At 73.8% G+C, this 21,589-nt stretch carries 17 protein-coding genes; 13 read left to right on the top strand and 4 right to left on the bottom strand.

Going from position 1 to position 21,589, the window contains the following annotated elements; translation table 11 throughout:
- Positions 1-38 precede the first annotated feature (38 nt).
- The 4 genes from CYQ11_RS07835 to CYQ11_RS07820 all read right to left on the bottom strand — a co-directional run bounded on the left by CYQ11_RS07835 (position 39) and on the right by CYQ11_RS07820 (position 5,515).
- Positions 39-2,456 (bottom strand): transglutaminase TgpA family protein, encoded by a 2,418-nt coding sequence (locus CYQ11_RS07835; protein ID WP_099197473.1) that lies wholly within the window; start codon positions 2,454-2,456, stop codon positions 39-41.
- Positions 2,453-3,805: a DUF58 domain-containing protein gene (locus tag CYQ11_RS07830; protein ID WP_099197409.1), complete on the bottom strand. Its 1,353-nt coding sequence runs from the start codon at positions 3,803-3,805 to the stop codon at positions 2,453-2,455. Before CYQ11_RS07830 ends, CYQ11_RS07835 begins: the two co-directional genes overlap by 4 nt.
- Positions 3,805-4,803: an AAA family ATPase gene (locus CYQ11_RS07825; protein WP_099197408.1), complete on the bottom strand. Its 999-nt coding sequence runs from the start codon at positions 4,801-4,803 to the stop codon at positions 3,805-3,807. Before CYQ11_RS07825 ends, CYQ11_RS07830 begins: the two co-directional genes overlap by 1 nt.
- A 163-nt stretch (positions 4,804-4,966) precedes the next feature.
- The gene (locus CYQ11_RS07820; RefSeq protein WP_099197407.1) at positions 4,967-5,515 is read right to left on the bottom strand and encodes a beta-class carbonic anhydrase; all 549 of its coding nucleotides are present in this window, start codon (positions 5,513-5,515) and stop codon (positions 4,967-4,969) included.
- A gap of 425 nt (positions 5,516-5,940) precedes the next feature.
- Between CYQ11_RS07820 and rsmH the strand changes: the two genes are divergently transcribed.
- The 13 genes from rsmH (at position 5,941) to CYQ11_RS07755 (ending at position 21,577) form a co-directional block, all read left to right on the top strand.
- Complete coding sequence (gene rsmH, locus CYQ11_RS07815) at positions 5,941-6,900, top strand: 16S rRNA (cytosine(1402)-N(4))-methyltransferase RsmH (protein ID WP_099197406.1); 960 nt, start codon at positions 5,941-5,943, stop codon at positions 6,898-6,900.
- Entirely contained in the window at positions 6,897-7,520 is a 624-nt protein-coding gene (gene ftsL, locus CYQ11_RS29460) for a cell division protein FtsL (protein ID WP_099197405.1), read from the top strand. The genes rsmH and ftsL overlap by 4 nt, the downstream gene beginning before the upstream one ends.
- Before the next feature lie 8 nt (positions 7,521-7,528).
- On the top strand, positions 7,529-9,451 hold the full coding sequence (locus tag CYQ11_RS07805) for a peptidoglycan D,D-transpeptidase FtsI family protein (protein WP_099197404.1): 1,923 nt from the start codon (positions 7,529-7,531) through the stop codon (positions 9,449-9,451).
- Entirely contained in the window at positions 9,448-11,145 is a 1,698-nt protein-coding gene (locus tag CYQ11_RS07800) for a UDP-N-acetylmuramoyl-L-alanyl-D-glutamate--2,6-diaminopimelate ligase (RefSeq protein WP_099197403.1), read from the top strand. The genes CYQ11_RS07805 and CYQ11_RS07800 overlap by 4 nt, the downstream gene beginning before the upstream one ends.
- A gap of 65 nt (positions 11,146-11,210) precedes the next feature.
- Complete coding sequence (locus CYQ11_RS07795) at positions 11,211-12,632, top strand: UDP-N-acetylmuramoyl-tripeptide--D-alanyl-D-alanine ligase (protein WP_099197402.1); 1,422 nt, start codon at positions 11,211-11,213, stop codon at positions 12,630-12,632.
- Entirely contained in the window at positions 12,632-13,696 is a 1,065-nt protein-coding gene (gene mraY, locus CYQ11_RS07790) for a phospho-N-acetylmuramoyl-pentapeptide-transferase (RefSeq protein WP_099197401.1), read from the top strand. The genes CYQ11_RS07795 and mraY overlap by 1 nt, the downstream gene beginning before the upstream one ends.
- The gene (murD, locus tag CYQ11_RS07785) at positions 13,678-15,132 is read left to right on the top strand and encodes a UDP-N-acetylmuramoyl-L-alanine--D-glutamate ligase (RefSeq protein WP_099197400.1); all 1,455 of its coding nucleotides are present in this window, start codon (positions 13,678-13,680) and stop codon (positions 15,130-15,132) included. Before mraY ends, murD begins: the two co-directional genes overlap by 19 nt.
- A gap of 58 nt (positions 15,133-15,190) precedes the next feature.
- Entirely contained in the window at positions 15,191-16,564 is a 1,374-nt protein-coding gene (ftsW, locus tag CYQ11_RS07780) for a putative lipid II flippase FtsW (protein ID WP_240003079.1), read from the top strand.
- 6 nt (positions 16,565-16,570) lie between these two features.
- Positions 16,571-17,665, top strand: coding sequence for an undecaprenyldiphospho-muramoylpentapeptide beta-N-acetylglucosaminyltransferase (gene murG / locus CYQ11_RS07775; RefSeq protein WP_099197399.1), 1,095 nt, complete (start codon positions 16,571-16,573; stop codon positions 17,663-17,665).
- A gap of 29 nt (positions 17,666-17,694) precedes the next feature.
- The gene (locus tag CYQ11_RS07770) at positions 17,695-18,582 is read left to right on the top strand and encodes a cell division protein FtsQ/DivIB (protein ID WP_099197398.1); all 888 of its coding nucleotides are present in this window, start codon (positions 17,695-17,697) and stop codon (positions 18,580-18,582) included.
- Positions 18,583-18,822: 240 nt separating this feature from the next.
- Positions 18,823-20,076 (top strand): cell division protein FtsZ, encoded by a 1,254-nt coding sequence (gene ftsZ, locus CYQ11_RS07765; protein WP_099197397.1) that lies wholly within the window; start codon positions 18,823-18,825, stop codon positions 20,074-20,076.
- 62 nt (positions 20,077-20,138) lie between these two features.
- Positions 20,139-20,861 carry a peptidoglycan editing factor PgeF gene (gene pgeF, locus CYQ11_RS07760; protein WP_099197396.1) on the top strand — a complete coding sequence of 241 codons (723 nt, stop codon included), beginning with the start codon at positions 20,139-20,141 and terminating at the stop codon, positions 20,859-20,861.
- Entirely contained in the window at positions 20,858-21,577 is a 720-nt protein-coding gene (locus CYQ11_RS07755; RefSeq protein WP_099197395.1) for a YggS family pyridoxal phosphate-dependent enzyme, read from the top strand. Before pgeF ends, CYQ11_RS07755 begins: the two co-directional genes overlap by 4 nt.
- Positions 21,578-21,589: the final 12 nt, after the last annotated feature.

Genomic DNA, 21,589 nt, shown 5'->3' with positions numbered 1-21,589 from the left:
TGTCCGGTGGCCGGGGGCGGGGCCCCCGGGCCCGGGCGTCAGGGCAGGGGGCGGGAGCGGGGCAGCAGCCGCCCGGCGGCGCGCAGCCGCGCCAGCAGCCGCTCCCGCACCGCCGACCAGCAGCGCCCCCACGCCCAGCGGACCCGCACCGCCGACCGCGGCGCCAGCTCGGCCCGCACCCGGCCCCGGCGGCCCGCCGACGCCCGCAGCCCGGCCCGCACCAGCTCCGCGTCGGCGGCCGGATCGCCCGGCGTCCGGGGACTGGGCGCGTACAGCACCTGCTCGACCGCCGACGCCAGCCGGCCGGCCGCCTCGGCCGCCGGCGCGTTAAGCCGGCCGGAGCGGACGAGCCGTGCCACCGCCGCCCGCGGGGTCAGGGACTCGTCGGGCGGGATGCCGTGGTCCCAGGCCGAGTCGGTGGTCTCGTGCCAGGCGTCCAGCACCCGCTCGCCCGCGTCCCGCGCGTCGCGGCCGTCCCGGCCCAGCCGCCGGGCCCGGAGCCGCCGCCGCCACAGCATCGGCAGCAGCGGAAGCGCGAGCGCCACGAGCGCGGCCGCCGCCGTGCCGGTCAGCTGGGCCGGCGAGGGACCGCCGCCGGAGGAACCGCCGCCCGTCTGCTGCGCGGCGCCCGGGCAGCCTTCGAGCTTCTTCTGCCGCCCTGTGCAGCCGTCGTCCACCGAGGGGGCCGTCGGCCGGGCGGTCGGGCGGCCGGGCTGCGCGCTCGGCGCACCGGGGTCGGGAACGGCGGGAGTCTGCGCGATCGTGTACTCGGGCGGGGTGCCACGGCTCGGGGTGGGCTCGAAGCGCGTCCAGCCGGCGCCCTCGAAGTACAGCTCGGGCCAGGCGTGCGCGTCCTTGGACCCGATGGACATCGCACCCTCCGTCTGCGGGCTGCCCGGCGTGAAGCCGACCGCCACGCGCGCGGGGATGCCCAGCGTCCGCGCCATGGCCGCCATGGAGAAGGAGAAGTGGATGCAAAAGCCCCGCTTCTCCTCCAGGAAGCGCGCTATGGCGTCGGGGCCGCTGCCCGAACGCACCTCGGTGTCGTAGCGGAAGCCGCCGCCCGTCGAAAACCAGTCCTGGAGCTTCACCGCCTGCTGGTACGCGTTCGCGGAGCCCGCCGTGACCTGACGGGCCGTCGCCGACACCACCTTCGGCAGCGTCGCGGGCACGCGCGTGTACTCGCGCAGCAGCTCGCCGGGCGGCGCGGGCGCGGCGGCGAGCTGCTGCGCGGTGGGCGTGACCAACAGGCTCGACACCTGGTAGCGCAGGCCCTTGGTGGTCTGCCCGTGGTCGCCCACGATCGTGCGGCCCTCGGGTTCGTACCGCCACTGGCCCGTGAAGCGCACGCTCGTCGCCGGATACGGCAGGGGGAGATACGTCTGCCCGTAGGTCTCGGCGGCGGCGACGGACGTCGTGACCTCCTCGGTGCGCACGCCCGGGGCCAGCCCGGCGGGGGCGGGCAGCGGCACCGGCACATCGGTCACCCGGCGCTCGGAGGCGCTCCACGTCGCCCCGTCGAACCGGTCGAGGGCGATGATGCGCAGGTACAGGTCCTCGGTGGTGCCCGCGGAGGTGCGGTAGCGCAGAACCTCCCGGTTCTGCGGCTGGTTGAGGCTGTTCTGCAGCGACACCAGCGGATTGACCGCCGAGATCGTCCCCCCGCCGTCGCCGCCGGGGCCGTCCCCGTGGTTGTCCGGACGCAGCAACCCGCCGCCGATGGAGGGCAGTACGGCCGGTACGGCCAGGGCGACCCCGAGGGCGAGGGCACCGATCCGCCGTCCGGTGCGCACCGGCGCGAGCGCGGGGCCGGTGCCCGCCGCGGCGAAGCCGGCGGCGGACCGCGGCCCGCCGGGCTCGCCGCCCCCGAAGACGCGGCCCCAGCGCGAGAGCCGGTCGCGCCCCTCGGCCAGGAGCAGCAGCAGATAGCCGCCGGCGGCGGCCAGGAACCACAGCCAGCCCGAGCCGCCCTGCGCCAGACCGGCGCCGATGGAATAGAGGGCCAGCAGCGGCAGCCCGGCCGGCGCGGCGGTGCGGAAGGTCGCCGCCACCGCGTCCACCACCAGGCCGACCACCAGCACCCCGCCGACCAGCAGCAGCCGGATGGCCGAGGTCGCGGGCGCGGGGATGGCGTACCGGCCGACGTCGTCGGCGCCCTCCCGCAGCAGCTGCCCGAACTCCCGCCAGACGTCGGGCCCCGGCAGGAAGCCGCCGACCGCCTGCGCCCGCGCGAACACGACGGTGAGCAGCAGCAGCGCCACCAGCGCCTGCATCGCGACCGTCAGGGGCCTGGACAGCGGCACCCTGCGGGCGACCACGCCGGCCGCCGTCTGAACGGCCAGCAGCAGCGCGGCCTGCACCAGCCAGCTGGCCTTGTCGACCAGGGGCAGCATCGCGCAGGCGGCCGCCAGGGTGGCCACCGCGCCGAACACCGCGACCCGCGTCCGCCCGCTCATGCGCCGCCCCCCGCGTGCCCGCCGACCAGCCGGCCCAGGGCGCCGGCCCCGCCGGGCGAGCCGGCGACGCGCCACAGGTCCGGCAGGGCGGCACCCGGAGTGACGAGCAGCGCCGTCCAGCCGGCCTCGCGCAGCATCCGCAGCCCCTCCTTGGCGGGGGAGGCCGGCGCGTGCTGCCCGGGGGAGCCCGCCCAGGCGTCCTGGTCCAGCAGGAAGGCGACCGCCGTGCCGCTGCGCTGCCGCATCCTGGCGGCCACCGCGGCCTGCCGCTCGTCCAGTTCCCCGAAGAACGCCACCAACAGCCCCCCGCCGCCCCCGCGCAGCACGTCGTACGCCGGGGAGAGCCCGGTCTCCTCGGAGTGGTCCACCGTCGCGAGGGTGTCCAGCAACAGCCCGGCCGCGTCCGCCGTGCCGTGGCCCATGCCGTCCGGTCCCGGCACCGGGGTCCCGGTGTCGGTCAGCAGCCGCACGGAGAAGTCGCGCTCCAGCAGGTGCACCGCCGCGGAGGCCGCCCCCGCCACCGCCCACTCGAAGGGCGAGTCGGGGCCCGCGCCGAAGTAGGCGTCGCCACGGGTGTCCAGCAGCACCGTGCAGTGAGCCCGCTGCGGCTGCTCCTCGCGGCGCACCATCAGCTCGCCGTGGCGCGCGGTGGAGCGCCAGTGCACCCGGCGCAGGTCGTCACCGTGGCGGTAGCCGCGCGGGATCACGTCGTCGTCGCCGGCGAGGGCGAGTGAGCGCCGGTGTCCGTCGCCGTGGCCCGCCGCCTCGCCGCCCAGCCGCACCGGCGGCAGCGGCTCGACGCGCGGCATGACCGTCAGGGTGTCGTACGCGCCGAAGCCGCGGGTCAGTTCGCACATGCCGAACGGGTCCGTCAGCCGAAGCTGCAGGGGCCCCAGCGGATAGCGGCCGCGCAGGTCCGAGCGGACCCGGTAGGACACCTCGCGGCGCCCGCCCGGCTCCATCCGGTCCAGCACGAAGCGGGGGCGGGGGCCCAGCACGTAGGGCACCTGGTCCTGGAGCATCAGCAGACCGGTGGGCAGCCGGGAGACGTTCTCGACGCGCAGGCTCACCCGCGCCTCCGCCGAGGCCGGCACCCGGGCCGGCGACAGCCGCCTGCTGCCGGTGACCCGGTGCCGGGTGCGGTGCAGCACGACCACGCACAGCAGGGGGAGCACGGTCAGCAGCAGCCCGACCCGCAGCAGCTCCTCCTGGCCCAGGACGTAGGCGCAGCCGGTGGCGGCCACGCCCGCGGCGAGGAACGAACGGCCCCGGGTGGTGAGCCCGCCGAGCGCCGCACCCAGACCGCCGGGGCCGGCGGGCCCCGCCCGGCCCGGCCCCCCGGCGCTCATCACGGCCTCCGCACGCCCGGCGGCTGCTGGCCGAACGGGTCGGGCAGCGGGGTGCGCTGCAGGATGTCGACGACGACCTGCTCGGCCGTGCGCCGGTTCAGCTGGGCCTGCGAGGTCGGCAGCAGGCGGTGCGCGAGCACCGACACGGCCAGCGACTGCACGTCGTCCGGCAGGGCGAACTCCCGCCCCGTCAGGGCCGCGGCGGCCTTGGCCGCCCGCAGCAGGTGCAGCGTCGCCCGCGGCGACGCGCCGAGTCTGAGCTCCGGGTGGTGGCGGGTCGCGGCGACCAGGTCCACCGCGTAGCGCCGCACGGTGTCGGAGACGTGGACCGTGCGGACCGCGTCGACCAGCTTGACGATCTCGTGGGCGTGCGCGACGGGCTGGAGGTCGTCCAGCGGGGACGTCCCGCCGTGCACGTCGAGCATCCGCAGCTCGGCCTCCGGGCTCGGATAGCCCATCGAGACCCGGGCCATGAAGCGGTCGCGCTGGGCCTCGGGCAGCGGATAGGTGCCCTCCATCTCCACCGGGTTCTGCGTGGCCACCACCATGAACGGACTGGGCAGTTCATAGGTCTGCCCGTCGATGGTGACCTGCCGCTCCTCCATCGACTCCAGCAGCGCCGACTGGGTCTTGGGGGAGGCACGGTTGATCTCGTCGCCGATGACGATCTGCGCGAAGACGGCGCCGGGCTTGAACTCGAAGTCCCGCCGCTGCTGGTCGTAGACGCTGACGCCGGTGATGTCGGACGGCAGCAGGTCCGGGGTGAACTGGATGCGCCGCACCGAGCAGTCCACCGACCGCGCCAGCGCCTTGGCGAGCATGGTCTTGCCCACGCCCGGCACGTCCTCGATCAGCAGGTGCCCCTCGGCGAGCAGCACCGTCAGCGCCAGCCGAACGACCTCCGGCTTGCCCTCGATCACACTCTCCACCGACCGGCGGACGCGCTCCACCGTCGATGTCAGATCGCTCAGGCTCGCTCGTTCGTCATAGGTCGTCACCCGGCCCTCCTCGGCCCGTTCACCAGGGCCGTGGTCCGACGGATACGGACCGGCCCACCCCAAAGCGCGGGCGCGCGCCCCGGAAGGCGGCGTCCCCTGTGCATTCTGTCCGCCCGCGCCGTGTCCCGTCACTGTCTGTGGACAACTCGCCGAGCCCGGCGCGTCAGTGCTGCGGATCGATCTCGCGCAGCCGGCCCGTCGTCACGTCGAAGACGAAGCCGCGCACGTCGTCGCGGTGGGGCAGGAAGGGAGAGGTGCGCACCCGCTGCATGGACTGCCGCACGTCCTGGTCGAGGTCCTTGAAGGCCTCCACCGCCCACGCCGGCCGCTGCCCGACCTCGGCCTCGATGTCGTGCCGGAAGTCCTCGGTGAGGTTCAGCAGACCGCAGCCGGTGTGGTGGATGAGGACGACCGAGCGGGTGCCCAGTGCGCGCTGGCTGATCGTCAGCGAGCGGATGATGTCGTCGGTGACCACGCCGCCCGCGTTGCGGATGGTGTGGCAGTCACCGAGCTCGAGGCCCAGCGCCGCGTGCAGGTCGAGACGGGCGTCCATGCAGGCCACGATCGCGACCTTCAGGACGGGCCGGGCGTCCATGCCCGGGTCGGTGAACTCTGCTGCGTACTTCGCGTTGGCGGCGACCAGACGATCGGTGACCGTGGGCTCGGTGGCGCCGGGCTCGGGGCTCTGGGGCTGGGACGCGGATATCGACATGAGTACGAAGGTAGTCGGCCGGGCGCCGGTCGGCCCGGTTTACCGGGCGACATTCACGGCCAACACGACCTCTTGTGAGGTATGCCACAACGCCCTGGTCATCCGCCATTCGGGTGACCGGGCGCCTTCACGCGCCCCTCACCACCCATCTGCCGCGCCTGATCACACCTATCGCGGGACGCGCAGGCCGGTTGGTTGACCGAGGGGACGAGTGGACTAAAGTGGCGCGAAGTGGGAGGCGTGACGCTCCCCTTGGAACCGAAGAACTCCCGTGCGCGACGCGTACGCACCCCTCGGCCTCCTCCCGCTCCCCGGTCGCCCCGGCGCCTCTTCCCCGGTGCCGGACCGGCCGCTTCCCCTTCGAGCGGGCGGGGACCCGGCGGTGTGCGCGCGCCGCGCCCCCCGCATACCTCTCTGAAGGGCGCATGAGCAGCAACGCGCGACACGTCCCCGTCATGCTCCAGCGCTGCCTGGACATGCTCGCCCCCGCACTCGCCGAGCCCGGCGCGGTCGTCGTCGACTGCACCCTCGGCGCCGGTGGGCACAGCGAGGCGCTGCTCAAGAGGTTCCCGGAGGTCCGGCTCGTCGCCCTCGACCGCGACCCCACGGCCCTGAAGCTCGCAGGCGAGCGCCTCGCCCCCTACGGCGACCGCGCCACGCTGGTGCGCGCCGTCTACCACGAGCTGCCCGAGGTCCTGGAGCGGCTGGGCATCCCCCGTGTCCAGGGCGTCCTCTTCGACCTGGGCGTCTCCTCCATGCAGCTCGACGAGGCCGACCGCGGCTTCGCCTACGCGCAGGACGCGCCGCTGGACATGCGCATGGACCAGACCACGGGCATCAGCGCCGCCGAGGTGCTCAACACCTACCCGCCCGGCGAGCTGGTGCGCATCCTGCGCGCGTACGGCGAGGAGAAGCAGGCCAAGCGCATCGTGTCGGCCGTCGTCCGCGAGCGGGAGAAGGAGCCCTTCAGCAACAGCGCCCGGCTCGTCGAGCTCATCCGCGACGCCCTGCCGCAGGCCGCCAAGCGCACCGGCGGCAACCCCGCCAAGCGCACTTTCCAGGCCCTGCGCATCGAGGTCAACGCCGAGCTCGCGAGCGTCGAGCAGGCCATCCCCGCCGCCGTCGCCGCGCTCGCGGTCGGCGGCCGCATCGCCGTGCTGTCGTACCAGTCGCTGGAGGACCGCATCGTCAAGAGCGTCTTCGCCGCGGGCGCCACGAGCACCGCACCGCCCGGGCTGCCCGTCGTCCCCGAGCAGTACCAGCCGCGCCTGAAGCTGCTGACCCGCGGCGCGGAGCTGCCCACCGAGGAGGAGGTCGCCGAGAACCGGCGCGCCGCCCCCGCCCGGCTGCGCGGCGCCGAGCGCATCCGCGAGGACATCCCGTGACGCCGGCGGCCCGCCGCGGCCCCCGGCTCGGCCGGCTGCTGCCCCCGGGCGTGGCCGGCGCCAGGCGCACCCCGTTCGTCCTCCTCGTCGTGGTGCTGCTCGGCTCCGGCCTGATCTCCCTGCTGCTGCTGAACTCCTCCCTCAACCAGGGCTCCTTCGACCTCAGCCGCCTCCAGCGCAAGACCACCGAGCTGACCGACGAGGAGCAGGCCCTGCAACAGGAGGTCGACCAGCTCGCCGCCCCGGACGCCCTGGAGCGCCGCGCCCGCGAGCTGGGCATGGTCCCCGGCGGCAGCCCCGCCTTCCTCAACCCCGACGGCACCGTCAGCGGCGTCCCCGGGCCGGCGTCCTCCGAGGTCCCGGCCGCCCCCGCCGCCTATGCCGCCCCCGAGGCGCCCGCCCCCGCGCCCGCCGTCCCGGCCGCGCCGTCCTCGCCCGCGTCCCCCCTGGTCCCCCTGGTGGCGCCCGCACCCTCCGCCGCCCCCGCGGTGCCCGTGTCCCCCCTCGCGGTGCCGTCCCCGGCGCCCCCGCCGGCCGACGGCCGCAAGCCGACGACAGTCCCCGCCGTCCCCGCCCTCCCCCCGCCACCGGCGGACGGGAACCTCCGACAGGTCAGGTAGGTGACGTCGTGACGGCGCCCAGGCAGCCCCGCCGCCCGGTCCCCGGGCCCGCGCGCCCCGCCGCGCGCCCGGCCCGCCCCCGCCCCGGCTCCCAGGCCCTCCGGCTGGGCAACCCCCGGCCCCGGCTGCGGATGATCGGGGTCGGGCTCACGCTCGTCCTGCTGGTCTTCACCGTGCGGCTGCTCCAGGTGCAGGCCGTCGACGCCGGCGCGTACGCCGCCCAGGCCAACGTCAACCGCTACATCCCCGTCACCCTGGCCGCCGAGCGCGGCGCCATCACCGACCGGACCGGCGTGGACCTGGCCACCACCGTCGACGCCTACGACATCACGGCCGCCCCCGACCTGCTCACCCCCGAGCGGGCCAAGGCCGAGGGCGCCGCCCGGCTCGCCGCCGAGCTGCTCGCCCCGGTCCTCGACGAGCAGGCCGACGTGCTGGAACAGCGGCTCACGGCCAACCCCAAGTCGAAGTACGTCGTGCTCGCCCGCCGCCAGACCCCCCAGGTCTGGAAGAAGATCACCGAGCTGAAGAAGCAGCAGCAGGAGAAGGCGAACCGGACCAAGGGCGTGAACGTCCTCGCCGGCGTCAACCGCGAGTCCCACAGCAAGCGCGTCTACCCCAACGGCGACCTCGCCGCCGGCCTGCTGGGCTTCGTCAGCGGCGACGGCCAGGGCGGCGGCGGCCTGGAGGCGCAGCTCGAGGAGACCCTCGCCGGCAAGAACGGCAAGCGCGTCTACGCCCAGTCCGGCGGCCGCCAGGTGCCCACCGGGGACGTCAAGGAACAGGCCGCCGTGCCCGGCTCCGACGTCGAGCTGACCCTCGACCGCGACATCCAGTGGGCCGCCCAGAACGCCATCAGCCGCCAGGTGACCGACTCGGCGGCGGACCGCGGCTACGTCGTCGTGCAGGACACCCGCACCGGCGAGATCCTGGCCATGGCCAACGCCCCCGGCTACAACCCCAACGACCTCGCCCACGCCGACCGCGCCGCCATGGGCAACTTCGCCCTCCAGGACGCCTACGAACCGGGCAGCGTCAGCAAGGTCATGACCATGGCCGCCGTCCTGGAGGAGGGCGTGGCGAACCCCGCCACGCACGTCGAGGTGCCCAACCGGCTGCCGCGCGCCGACCGCGCCTTCGCCGACGACATCGACCACCCCACCTGGCACCTGACCCTCAACGGCGTCCTGGCCAAGTCCAGCAACATCGGAACCATCCTGGCCAGCGAGCAGCTCGGCAAGACGCGGGAGGAGGCCAACAAGGTCCTCTACACCTACCTCCGCAGGTTCGGCGTCGGCCGCCCCACCGGCCTCGGCTTCCCGGGCGAGACCCCCGGCATCCTCGCCAAGCCGGGGGAGTGGACCGCCTCCCGGCCCTACACCATCCCCTTCGGCCAGGGCCTGTCCCTCAACGCCGTCCAGGCCGCGTCGGTGTTCTCCACCATCGCCGGTGGCGGCGAGCGCGTACAGCCCACCCTCGTGCGCGGCACCAAGGGTCCCGACCACCGCTTCACCGCGGCCCCGCCGCCGCCCCGCACACGCGTGGTCAGCGAGAAGACCGCCCGGCAGCTGTCCGAGATGCTCGAGTCGGTCGTCGACGACCAGGAGGGGACCGGCACCAAGGCGAAGATCCCCGGCTACCGCGTCGCCGGCAAGACGGGCACGTCCAACCGGGTGGATCCGCAGACCGGCCGCTACCACGGCTACACCGCCTCCTTCGCCGGCTTCGCCCCGGCCGACCAGCCCCGGATCACCGTCTACTGCGCCATCCAGAACCCCACGAGGGGCAGCTACTTCGGCGGGCAGATCTGCGGACCGGTCTTCAAGCAGGTGATGGAGTTCGCGCTCAAGACCCTCCAGGTGCCGCCGTCGGGCTCCCAGCCGCCCCGGCTGCCGGTGAGCTACGACGGCCGGCCCGCCGGCTCGCCGTGACGACGATCACTCCCGGTCCGGGGAACCACGGCCCGGCACGCCCCTCGCTTCGCGACGAGGAGGGTGCGCCCGGTACGCTCACCGCCGTGCCCCACGCTGATCAGTCCCCCAACCCTCCCAAGGACACGCCCGTCGTGACGCCGGGAGCGCCCCGCCCCACCCAGGTCCGCCCCGTGCCCCTCGCGGAGCTGGCCGGTCAGCTGGGCATTCCCGCGCCGCAGGGTGCCGAGGCCGCCGCCACCGGCATCACCCACGACTCGCGGGCCGTCCGCCCCGGCGACGTCTACGCGGCCCTGCCCGGCGCCCGCTTCCACGGCGCCGACTTCGCCGCCCAGGCCGCGGGCCTCGGCGCCGTCGCCGTGCTGACCGACCCGGCGGGCGCCGAGCGCGCCGCCGCCACCGGCCTGCCCGTGCTGGTCGTCGACGACCCGCGCGGCCACATGGGCGCCCTCGCCGCCGCCGTCTACGGCGACCCCGGCGCCGACCTGCTCCAGATCGGCATCACCGGGACCTCCGGCAAGACCACCACCGCCTACCTCATCGAGGGGGGCCTGCGGGCCCTGGCCGGACCGACGGGCCTCATCGGCACCGTCGAGTCCCGCATCGGTGACGAGGCGCTGAAGTCGGAGCGCACCACCCCCGAGGCCACGGACCTCCAGGCGCTCTTCGCCGTCATGCGCGAGCGCGGCGTCCGCTCGGTGGCCATGGAGGTCTCCAGCCACGCCCTGCGCCTCGGCCGCGTCGACGGCTGCGTCTTCGACGTCGCCGTCTTCAACAACCTCAGCCCGGAGCACATGGAGTTCCACTCGGGCATGGAGGACTACTTCGCCGCCAAGGCCGAGCTGTTCACCAAGGAGCGCAGCCGCCTGGGCGTGGTGAACCTCGACGACGAGTACGGCCGGCGCCTCGCCCGCGGCGAGTCCGAGGTCCCCGTCGTCACCTTCTCCGCCGAGGGCCGCGAGGACGCCGACTGGCGCGCGGTGGACGTGGAGATCGGCCCGTTCGACTCCACCTTCACCGTCCTGGGCCCCGAGGGCCGGTCCGTGACCGCCCGGGCGCCGCTCGCCGGCCCGTTCAACGTCGCCAACGCGCTCGCCGCCATCGTCGCGCTCGTCGCCGCGGGCGCCGACCCGCAGGCCGCCGCCGACGGCGTCGCGGCCGTCCCCGGCGTGCCCGGCCGCCTGGAGCGCGTCGACGCGGGCCAGCCCTACCTGGCCGTGGTCGACTACGCGCACAAGACGGACGCCGTCGAATCGGTTCTCCGCGCCCTGCGCGAGGTCGGCACGGGCCGGGTGCACGCCGTGCTCGGCTGCGGCGGCGACCGTGACACCACCAAGCGGGCGCCGATGGGCCGCGCCCTGGCCCGGCTGGCCGACACGGCCGTGCTGACGTCCGACAACCCCCGCTCCGAGGATCCCCTCGCGATCCTCGCCACCATGCTCTCGGGCGCCGTCGAGGTGCCCCCCGCCGAGCGCGGCACCGTCCTCCTGCTGGAGGACCGTGCCGCCGCCATCGCCGCCGCCGTCGCCCGCGCCGAACCCGGTGACACCGTCCTGGTCCTCGGCAAGGGCCACGAACAGGGCCAGGACGTCGCCGGAGTGGTACGCCCCTTCGACGACCGCCGGGTGCTGCGCGAGGCCATCGAGGCCGAGCGCGCGCGCTCGTCGACCAAGCACCGGAACGACCAGGGATGACAGACCGCCATGCGCGCACAACCCTCCCCCCGGAAGCTCTCCCGAACGGCCGGAGGTGACCACCGGTGATCGCACTCTCCCTCGCCGACGTCGCCGCCATCGTCGGCGGGCAGCAGCACGACATACCGGACCCGGGGCTCACCGTCACGGGTCCGGTCGTCATCGACTCCCGTGAGGTGCGGCCCGGCAGCCTCTTCGCCGCCTTCGCCGGCGAGCACGTCGACGGCCACGACTTCGCCGAACGGGCCGTCGCCGCCGGCGCCACGGCCGTGCTGGCCTCCCGGCCCGTCGGCGTCCCCGCCGTCGTGGTGGACGACGTCGTCGCGGCCCTCGGCAAGCTCGCCCGCGCCGTCGTGGAGCGGCTCGGCACCACCGTCGTGGCGCTGACCGGCTCCGCCGGCAAGACCAGCACCAAGGACCTGGTCGCCCAGCTGCTGACCGGCATCGGCCCCACGGTGTGGACCCCCGGCTCCCTCAACAACGAGATCGGGCTGCCGCTGACCGCGCTGCGCGCCGACGCCGGCACCCGGCACCTGGTGCTGGAGATGGGCGCCCGCGGCATCGGCCACATCCGCTACCTGACCGAGCTGACCCCGCCGCGCATCGGCGTCGTGCTCAACGTCGGCACCGCCCACCTGGGCGAGTTCGGCGGCCGCGAGCAGATCGCGCAGGCCAAGGGGGAGCTCGTCGAGTCCCTCCCCGGCGAGGCCGACGGCGGCATCGCCGTGCTCAACGCCGACGACCCGCTGGTGCGCGCCATGAGCGCGCGCACCAAGGCCCGTACGGTCCTCTTCGGAGAGGCCGCCGACGCGCACGTCCGTGCCGAGGACGTCCGCCTGGACGCCCTGGGGCGGCCCTCGTTCACGCTTCACACACCCACCGGGTGCGGAAACGTGACCATGCGGTTGTACGGTGAGCACCACGTGTCGAACGCGCTCGCCGCCGCCGCCGTCGCCCATGAGCTGGGCATGCCCGTGTCGGAGATCGCCTCCGCGCTCTCCGGGGCGGGCCAGCTCTCGCGCTGGCGGATGGAGGTCACCGAGCGCGCGGACGGCGTGACGATCGTCAACGACGCCTACAACGCGAACCCCGAGTCCATGCGAGCCGCGCTGCGCGCGCTGGTCGCGATGGGCGAAGCCGCACAGGCTAGGGGCGGGCGTACGTGGGCAGTACTCGGTCGGATGGCCGAGCTGGGCGAGGAGTCACTCGCCGAGCACGACGCTGTCGGACGGCTCGCCGTCCGGCTCAACGTCAGCAAGCTCGTGGCAGTCGGGGGCAGGGAAGCGGCCTGGCTGCGGATGGGCGCCTATAACGAGGGTTCGTGGGGTGAGGAGTCGGTGCACGTGTCCGACGCGCAGGCGGCGGTCGACCTGTTGCGCAGCGAGCTGCGTCCGGGAGACGTCGTACTGGTGAAGGCGTCCAGGTCGGTGGGGCTGGAGCGGGTGGCCGAGCAGCTGCTCGCTCTCGACGGTGAGGTCGCCGGCTGATGAACCAGATCCTCTTCGCGGGTGTCATCGGTCTGTTCCTGACCCTCATCGGCACCCCGCTGCTGATCAAGTTCCTCGCCCGCAAGGGCTACGGCCAGTTCATCCGTGACGACGGCCCCCGCGGCCACGCCGGGAAGAAGGGCACGCCCACCATGGGCGGCATCGCCTTCATCCTCGCCACGCTCATCGCGTACGCGGCGACCAAGGTGATCACCAGCAGGGAGCCGACCACCTCGGGTCTGCTGGTGCTGTTCCTGACGGCGGGCATGGGCCTGGTCGGCTTCCTCGACGACTACATCAAGATCGTCAAGCAGCGGAGCCTGGGCCTGCGGGCCAAGGCGAAGATGGCCGGCCAGCTGATCGTCGGCATCGCCTTCGCCGTGCTGGCGCTCCAGTTCTCCGACACCCGGGGCCAGACCCCGGCCTCCACGCGGCTGTCCTTCACCCAGGACTTCGGCTGGTCCGTCGGCCCCGTGATCTTCGTGGTCTGGGCGCTGTTCATGATCCTCGCGATGTCGAACGGCGTGAACCTCACCGACGGCCTCGACGGCCTGGCCACCGGCGCCTCCGTGATGGTCTTCGGCGCCTACGTCTTCATCGGCACCTGGCAGCACGGCCAGTCCTGCGCCAACCCGCTGACCGCGGGCGCGGGCTGTTACGAGGTGCGGGACCCGCTCGACCTCGCCGTCGTCGCCTCGGCCCTGATGGGCTCCTGCTTCGGCTTCCTGTGGTGGAACACCTCGCCCGCCAAGATCTTCATGGGCGACACCGGCTCGCTGGCCCTCGGCGGCGCCCTCGCGGGCCTGGCGATCTGCTCCCGCACGGAGCTGCTGCTCGCGCTCCTCGGCGGCCTGTTCGTGCTGATCACCATGTCCGTGATCATCCAGGTCGGCTCCTTCCGCCTGACCGGGAAGCGCGTCTTCCGGATGGCTCCGCTCCAGCACCACTTCGAACTCAAGGGGTGGAGCGAGGTCCTGGTCGTGGTCCGGTTCTGGATCATCCAGGGTCTGTGCGTGGCCGTCGGGCTCGGAATCTTCTACGCCGGATGGTTGGCCATCAAGTGAGCCCCGCAGAGTTCCACGGCAAGCACATCACCGTCGCCGGCCTCGGGGTGAGCGGCGTCAGCGCCGCCCGCGCCCTGGCCGGCCTCGGCGCCCGGGTCACCGTCGTCGACGGCGGTGACGGCCCGGCGCTGCGGGAGCGGGCCCGGGTCCTCACGGACCAGGGGGTCGCCGTCCGCCTCGGCGACGCCGACACCCTCCCCGAGGGCACCGACCTGGTCGTCACCTCGCCCGGCTGGAAGCCGGAGAGCCCGCTCTTCGCGGCAGCCGCCGAGGCGGGCGTCGACGTCGTGGGCGACGTCGAGATCGCCTGGCGGCTGCGCGGCGAGGACGCCGCGCCCTGGCTCGCGGTCACCGGCACCAACGGCAAGACCACCACCGTGCAGATGCTCGCCTCCATCCTGGAGGCCGCCGGGCTGCGCACGGCCGCCGTGGGCAACATCGGCACGCCGATCATCGACGTGGTCCTCGGCGACCAGCCCCACGACGTGCTCGCCGTCGAGCTCTCCAGCTACCAGCTGCACTGGGCGCCCTCGCTGCGCGCCCACTCCGCGGCCGTCCTCAACGTCGCGCCCGACCACCTCGACTGGCACGGCTCCATGCGCGCGTACGCCGCCGACAAGGGCCGCATCTACGAGGGCAACACCGTCGCATGCGTCTACAACGTCGAGGACCCGCGCACCGAGCACCTGGTCCGCGAGGCCGACGTGGAGGAGGGCTGCCGCGCCATCGGCTTCACCCTCGGTGCCCCCGGCCCCTCCATGCTGGGCGTCGTCGAGGGCCTCCTCGTCGACCGGGCGTTCGTCGAGAACCGCCAGCAGCAGGCCCAGGAGCTGGCCGAGGTCGCCGACATCGCGCCCTCCGCCGGCCCGGCGGCCCCGCACAACATCGCCAACGCCCTGGCCGCGGCCGCCCTGGCCCGTGCCTTCGGCGTGCCCCCCGAGGCGGTCCGCGACGGCCTGCGCGCCTTCCGCCCGGACGCCCACCGCATCGCGCACGTCGCGGAGGTCGACGACGTCGTCTACGTGGACGACTCCAAGGCCACCAACCCCCACGCCGCCCAGGCCTCGCTCGCGACCTACGAGTCGATCGTGTGGATCGCGGGCGGCCTCGCCAAGGGCGCCACCTTCGACGAGCTGGTCACCGCCTCCGCGAAGCGGCTGCGCGGCGTCGTCCTGATCGGGGCCGACCGGGCGCTGATCAGGGAGGCGCTGGCGCGACACGCCCCGGATGTCCCGGTCGTGGACCTCGACCGGACCGACACTGGGGCGATGGCGGCGGCGGTCCGGGAGGCGGCCCGGCTCGCCGGTCCCGGGGACACCGTGCTGATGGCCCCGGCCTGCGCCTCGATGGACATGTTCACCAACTACAACAAGCGCGGCGAGGCCTTCGCCGAGGCGGTACGGGCCCTGGAAACCGGCCGCGGCGCGGACGAGTAGCCGCCGCCCCCCTCGGCGCGGGCCGGCGGCGCGGGACTCAAGCGGAGGGGACACCCGGATGCACGCGGACGAGAGCGCCTGGCCGAGCGGCGCCTGGACGGCCCTGCGCGGGTCCGTGGCCCGGTCCCGCCCCGCCCGTGCCCCCCGTCCGGCGGGCCGGGCGACCCCGGGCGGGCCCCGGCGCCCCCGCGGCGGCCCCGGCGGCCTGCGCGGCCTCCAGCTGCGCGCCAAGCGCGCCTGGGACCGCCCGCTGACCGCCTACTACCTGGTCCTGGGCGGTTCCCTGCTCATCACCGTGCTCGGCCTGGTGATGGTCTACTCCGCCTCCCAGATCAAGGCCCTCCAGAACGGGCTGGCCCCCAGCTACTTCTTCCGCAAGCAGCTGCTGGCCGCCGCGATCGGCACCGTGCTGCTGCTGGCCGCCGCCAGGACCCCCGTGCGGCTGCTGCGCGCCCTGGCCTACCCGCTGCTGGCCGGCTCGGTCTTCCTGCTGTGCCTGGTCCAGGTGCCGGGCATCGGCGAGACGATCAACGGCAACACCAACTGGATCTCCCTCGGCGGCCCCTTCCAGCTCCAGCCCAGCGAGTTCGGCAAGCTCGCCCTGGTGCTGTGGGGGGCGGACCTGCTGGCCCGCAAGCAGTCCAAGAAGCTGCTCACCCAGTGGAAGCACCTGCTGGTGCCGCTGGTGCCGGTCACCTTCCTGCTGCTGGGCCTGATCATGCTGGGCGGCGACATGGGCACCACCGTCGTCCTCACCGCCGTGCTGCTCGGCCTGCTGTGGGTGGCGGGCGCCCCCACCAGGCTGTTCTCCGGGGTGTTCGGCGTCACGGCCGTGCTCGCCGTGCTCTTCATCAAGACCAGCGCCAACCGCATGTCCCGCCTGGAGTGCATCGGCGCCACCGACCCGGGCGTGAACGACCAGTGCTGGCAGGCCGTGCACGGGATCTACGCCCTGGCCAACGGCGGCTGGTTCGGCGCCGGCCTCGGGGCGAGTGTGGAGAAATGGGGTGAACTGCCCGAACCCCACACCGACTTCATCTTCGCCATCACCGGCGAGGAACTGGGTCTGGCGGGGACGCTGTCGGTACTCGCCCTGTTCGCGGCTCTAGGCTATGCGGGTATCCGCGTGGCCGGACGCACGGAGGACCCCTTCGTGAGGTACGCCGCGGGAGGTGTGACCACCTGGATCACGGCCCAGGCCGTGGTCAACATCGGTGCGGTGCTCGGCCTGCTGCCGATCGCCGGTGTCCCGCTCCCGCTGTTCTCCTACGGAGGGTCCGCCCTGCTGCCGACCATGTTCGCCATCGGGCTGCTGATCGCCTTCGCGCGCGACGAACCCGGTGCACGGGCGGCGCTGGCCATGCGGCAGCCTGGGGTGAGATGGAAGACGATGAGACGGCGCGTCAAGAAGCGACCGTCCGGAGAGCGGTGAATTTCGGTGCATGTCGTACTCGCCGGTGGGGGGACCGCCGGCCACATCGAGCCCGCGCTCGCCCTCGCGGACGCCCTGCGCAGGCAGGACCCGACCGTGGGGATCACAGCGCTCGGCACGGAGCGGGGCCTGGAGACCCGCCTGGTGCCCGAGCGGGGCTATGAGCTGGGGCTCATCCCCGCCGTACCGCTGCCGCGCAAGCCCACCCCGGAGCTGATCACCGTCCCCGGGCGGCTGCGCGGCACCATCAAGGCCGCCGAGCAGATCCTGGAGCGCACGCAGGCGGACTGCGTGGTCGGCTTCGGCGGCTACGTGGCGCTGCCCGGCTACCTGGCCGCCAAGCGGCTCGGGGTGCCGATCATCGTCCACGAGGCCAACGCCCGCCCCGGCCTCGCCAACAAGATCGGCTCGCGTTACGCGGCGTCGGTCGCGGTGAGCACCCCGGACAGCAAGCTGCGCAACGCCCGCTACGTGGGCATCCCGCTGCGCCGCACCATCGCCACCCTGGACCGGGCCGCCATGCGCCCCCAGGCGCGGGCCGCCTTCGGGCTCGACCCCAACCTGCCCACGCTGCTGGTCTCCGGCGGCTCGCAGGGCGCCCGCCGGCTCAACGAGGTCGTCCAGGCGGTCGCCCCGCTGCTCCAGCGCTCCGGCGTCCAGATCCTGCACGCGGTCGGTCCCAAGAACGAACTGCCGCACGCGGACAACATGCCCGGAATGCCGCCCTATATCCCGGTATCGTATGTTGACCGGATGGACCTCGCGTACGCCGCGGCCGACATGATGCTCTGCCGCGCGGGCGCGATGACCGTCGCGGAGCTGTCCGCCGTCGGCCTCCCGGCGGCCTACGTCCCGCTGCCCATCGGCAACGGCGAGCAGCGGCTCAACGCCCAGCCGCTGGTCAAGGCGGGTGGCGGCCTGCTGGTCGACGACGCCGAGCTGACCCCGGAGTGGGTGCAGAGCCAGGTGCTCCCGGTGCTCTCCAACCCGCACCGGCTGTACGAGATGTCCCGCGCCGCCGCGGAGTTCGGGCGGCGGGACGCCGACGAGCTCCTGGTCGGCATGGTGTACGAGGCGATTGCCGCACGCAGAGCGGGCTGAGCGCCCGTAGAGCAGGAGGCTTGAGGAGCGTGGCCGGACCGACGACCGCCCGGCGCGGTGGCGCGAAGAACGCGAAGTCGAAGTCGTCCAAGTCGTCCAGATCGCCGAAGTCGCCCAAGGCGTCCCGGCCCGCTCTCCTGCCCTCCCGCTCCCGCCGGCCGGGCGGCAAGCCCCGCAAGGGCGCGCCGCGCGGCTCCGGCGCCCGCTCCCGGCGCGCCGGACGGCGCAGACTGCTCCTGTGGGCCGTGCTGGCCGCCCTCCTCGGCGCGGGCGTCTGCTGGGTGCTCTACGGCTCCGGCTGGCTGTGCGTCACCCGTGTGGAGGTCAGCGGCACCACGGTGCTGACGGCCGACGAGGTGCGCGAGGCGGCCGAGGTGCCCCTCGGCGACCCCCTGGCGTCGGTCGACACCGACGCCATCGAGGAGCGGCTGCGCGCCCGGCTGCGGCGCGTCGAGACGGTCGACGTCGAGCGGTCCTGGCCACACGCGATCGGTCTGAAAGTGACCGAACGACAGCCCAAGGCGCTTCTCGAGAAGGCCGGGAAGTTCATCGAAATCGACGGTTCCGGCGTGCGGTTCGCCACAGTCGATCAAGCCGTCCGGGGCGTGCCCCGGCTGGTGCTGGAGACCGAGGACTCGCCCAGCACCCGCCGGTTCGGCACCGAGCGGCTCGAACAGGAGGCCGTCCGCGTGGCGGCCGCCCTGCCTGCCGCGATCCGCGGGCAGACCCTCGTCATCCGGGTGCGCTCGTACGACTCCATCACCGTGGAACTGACGGGTGGTCGGACGGTGGTCTGGGGAAGTGGTGAACGGGGCGAGGTGAAGGCCCGTACGCTCACTGCACTGCTCAAGGCTGCGGGCGGCGCCAAGCGCTTCGACGTCAGCGCTCCGGCCGCCCCCGCGGTGTCCGGGAGTTGACGCCGATCCAGGCCGGCCAGCACCCTGGTTGGCTACGGCTATGGGTGATCACATAGGGTGAAAAGAAAAACGGGAGGTTCGGCGTGTTCGTTGAAGCCGCGCCGCTTGTCGACTTAGTGTCCTGCTTCAGAGAACCCAGGGAACAGTGACACCGGTAACCCTAAACTTCAACGTTAGGGTTCGGGTCGGCATTGAGAACCGCCCCCAGGCATACGTAACTCGAGGCGAGAGGCCTTCGACGTGGCAGCACCGCAGAACTACCTCGCAGTCATCAAGGTCGTCGGCATCGGCGGCGGTGGCGTGAACGCCATCAACCGGATGATCGAGGTCGGTCTCAAGGGCGTCGAGTTCATCGCGATCAACACCGATGCGCAGGCCCTGCTGATGAGCGACGCAGACGTCAAGCTCGACGTCGGCCGCGAGCTCACCCGCGGCCTCGGCGCCGGCGCCAACCCCGATGTCGGCCGCAAGGCCGCCGAGGACCACCGCGAGGAGATCGAGGAGGTCCTCAAGGGGGCCGACATGGTCTTCGTCACCGCGGGCGAGGGCGGCGGCACCGGCACGGGCGGCGCGCCCGTCGTGGCCAACATCGCCCGGTCCCTCGGCGCCCTGACGATCGGTGTGGTGACCCGCCCGTTCACCTTCGAGGGCCGCCGCCGCGCCAACCAGGCCGAGGACGGCATCGCCGGCCTGCGCGACGAGGTCGACACCCTCATCGTCATCCCCAACGACCGGCTGCTGTCCATCTCGGACCGTCAGGTGAGCGTGCTCGACGCGTTCAAGTCGGCCGACCAGGTGCTGCTGTCCGGCGTCCAGGGCATCACCGACCTCATCACCACCCCGGGTCTGATCAACCTCGACTTCGCCGACGTCAAGTCCGTGATGTCCGAGGCCGGCTCCGCGCTCATGGGCATCGGCTCGGCCCGCGGCGACGACCGCGCGGTGGCGGCGGCCGAGATGGCGATCTCCTCGCCGCTGCTGGAGGCGTCCATCGACGGCGCCCGCGGTGTCCTGCTGTCCATCTCCGGCGGTTCCGACCTCGGTCTCTTCGAGATCAACGAGGCCGCCCAGCTGGTCAGCGAGGCCGCCCACCCCGAGGCCAACATCATCTTCGGCGCCGTCATCGACGACGCCCTCGGCGACGAGGTCCGGGTCACGGTCATCGCCGCCGGCTTCGACGGCGGCCAGCCGCCGGCCAAGGGCAGCCGCGACAAGGTGCTCGGTGGTTCCTCCTCCTACGGCTCCGCCCGCGAGGAGAGCTCCGCGGCCACCACGCCGGCGAGCCGCCAGGCCGCCCCGTCGGCCGAGCCGGCCCGCCCGTCCTTCGGTGGTCTCGGCAGCGTGACCCCCCGCACGGAGGAGCCCGTACCGGCCGACCCGTCGCCGGTCGCCGAGGTTCCGCCGCCCCCGGTCGCCTCGCCCCAGGTCCCCCCGGCCCGTCCGTACCAGGACTCCACGGCCGAGGAACTGGACGTTCCCGACTTCTTGAAGTGACGCGGGCCGAAGTGACCTCCGTGATAGGGAATTCAGCCCCGCACACGCGGGGAGGGCCCCAGGTGGCCCACGCGAGCGGCGCCCACTTCGCCTTCACCGACCGGTGGGGCGGGGTGAGCGCCGCTCCGTATGCGGAGCTCAACCTGGGCGGCGCGGTCGGCGACGACCCGGCGGCCGTGCGGGCCAACCGCGAGCGGGCCGCCCGCACGCTGGGCCTGGACCCGGCGGCGGTGGTCTGGATGAACCAGGTGCACGGCGCGGATGTGGCCGTAGTGGACGGACCGTGGCAATCGGGTGAAACCCCCCGGGTCGACGCCCTGGTGACGGCCCGTCGGGGGCTGGCCCTCGCGGTCCTGACCGCCGACTGCACCCCGGTCCTGCTGGCCGACCCGGTCGCCGGGATCGCGGGCGCAGCCCACGCCGGCCGGCCCGGCCTGGTGGCCGGGGTCGTTCCGGCGGTCGTGGAGGAGATGCTCCGGCTCGGCGCCGACCCGGACCGGATGCTCGCCCACATCGGCCCCTCCGTCTGCGGCCTGTGCTACGAGGTGCCCGAGGCGATGCGGCTCGAGGTCGCCGAGGCGGTGCCCGAGGCGTGGGCCACCACCCGCCAGGGCACGGCGGCGGTGGACGTCGCCGCCGGGGTCGCGGCCCAGCTGGGCCGAATGGGTGTCACCATCAGCGGCAAATCTCACATTTGCACGCTGGAGTCGGCGGACCACTTCTCCTACCGGCGCGAGCGCACCACCGGACGGCTCGCGAGCTATGTGTGGCTGGACGAGCTGTGACGGACCGTAGAACCCAGTTGGCGGACAACCTCGCCCGTGTGGAGGAACGTATCTCCGCCGCTTGCGCCGCGGCCGGCCGCGAGCGCGAGGAGGTGACCCTGATCGTGGTCACCAAGACCTACCCCGCGAGCGACGTCCGCCTCCTCAGCGAGCTGGGTGTCCGTCACGTCGCCGAGAACCGCGACCAGGACGCCGCCCCCAAGGCGGCCGAGTGCTCGGACCTGCCGCTTACCTGGCACTTCGTCGGTCAGTTGCAGACAAACAAGGTCCGGTCGGTAGTGAATTACGCCGGTCTGGTGCACTCCGTTGACCGAAGCAGACTGGTCACCGCGCTGTCGGCGGCGGCCGTCCGGGCCGGCCGGGAGCTGGACTGCCTGATCCAGGTGGCGCTTGACGCGGAGTCGGGAGCCCGGGGGGAGCGAGGCGGCGTCGCTCCCGACGGGGTGTTGGACCTGGCGGATGAGATCGCGGCGGCGGAAGGTCTGCGGCCCGTCGGTCTGATGACGGTGGCTCCGCTGACCGGGCCGTTCGCGGACCGGCCGCGGGCCGCCTTCGGGCGGCTGATGGAAATCGCAACGGACCTGCGCGCGACTCATCCTGCTGCGAACATGGTGTCCGCAGGGATGAGCGCGGACCTCGAGGACGCCGTGGCGGCCGGTGCGACACATGTACGTGTCGGCTCAGCGGTACTCGGAGTCCGACCCCGGCTCGGGTAACGTCGCCAAGAA

Origin of the sequence: Streptomyces cinnamoneus (assembly GCF_002939475.1) — a bacterium.
Lineage (GTDB): Bacteria > Actinomycetota > Actinomycetes > Streptomycetales > Streptomycetaceae > Streptomyces > Streptomyces cinnamoneus_A.
This window is presented reverse-complemented; position numbering and strand designations above follow the sequence as displayed.

Bases quoted from the DNA above. Each gene is read 5' to 3' on its own strand.
- rsmH (WP_099197406.1), top strand. From the start codon at position 5,941: ATGAGCAGCAACGCGCGACACGTCCCCGTCATGCTCCAGCGCTGCCTG.
- CYQ11_RS07830 (WP_099197409.1), bottom strand. From the start codon at position 3,805: ATGAGCGCCGGGGGGCCGGGCCGGGCGGGGCCCGCCGGCCCCGGCGGT.
- mraY (WP_099197401.1), top strand. From the start codon at position 12,632: ATGAACCAGATCCTCTTCGCGGGTGTCATCGGTCTGTTCCTGACCCTC.
- CYQ11_RS07835 (WP_099197473.1), bottom strand. From the start codon at position 2,456: ATGAGCGGGCGGACGCGGGTCGCGGTGTTCGGCGCGGTGGCCACCCTG.
- murD (WP_099197400.1), top strand. From the start codon at position 13,678: ATGGTTGGCCATCAAGTGAGCCCCGCAGAGTTCCACGGCAAGCACATC.
- ftsW (WP_240003079.1), top strand. From the start codon at position 15,191: ATGCACGCGGACGAGAGCGCCTGGCCGAGCGGCGCCTGGACGGCCCTG.
- CYQ11_RS07820 (WP_099197407.1), bottom strand. From the start codon at position 5,515: ATGTCGATATCCGCGTCCCAGCCCCAGAGCCCCGAGCCCGGCGCCACC.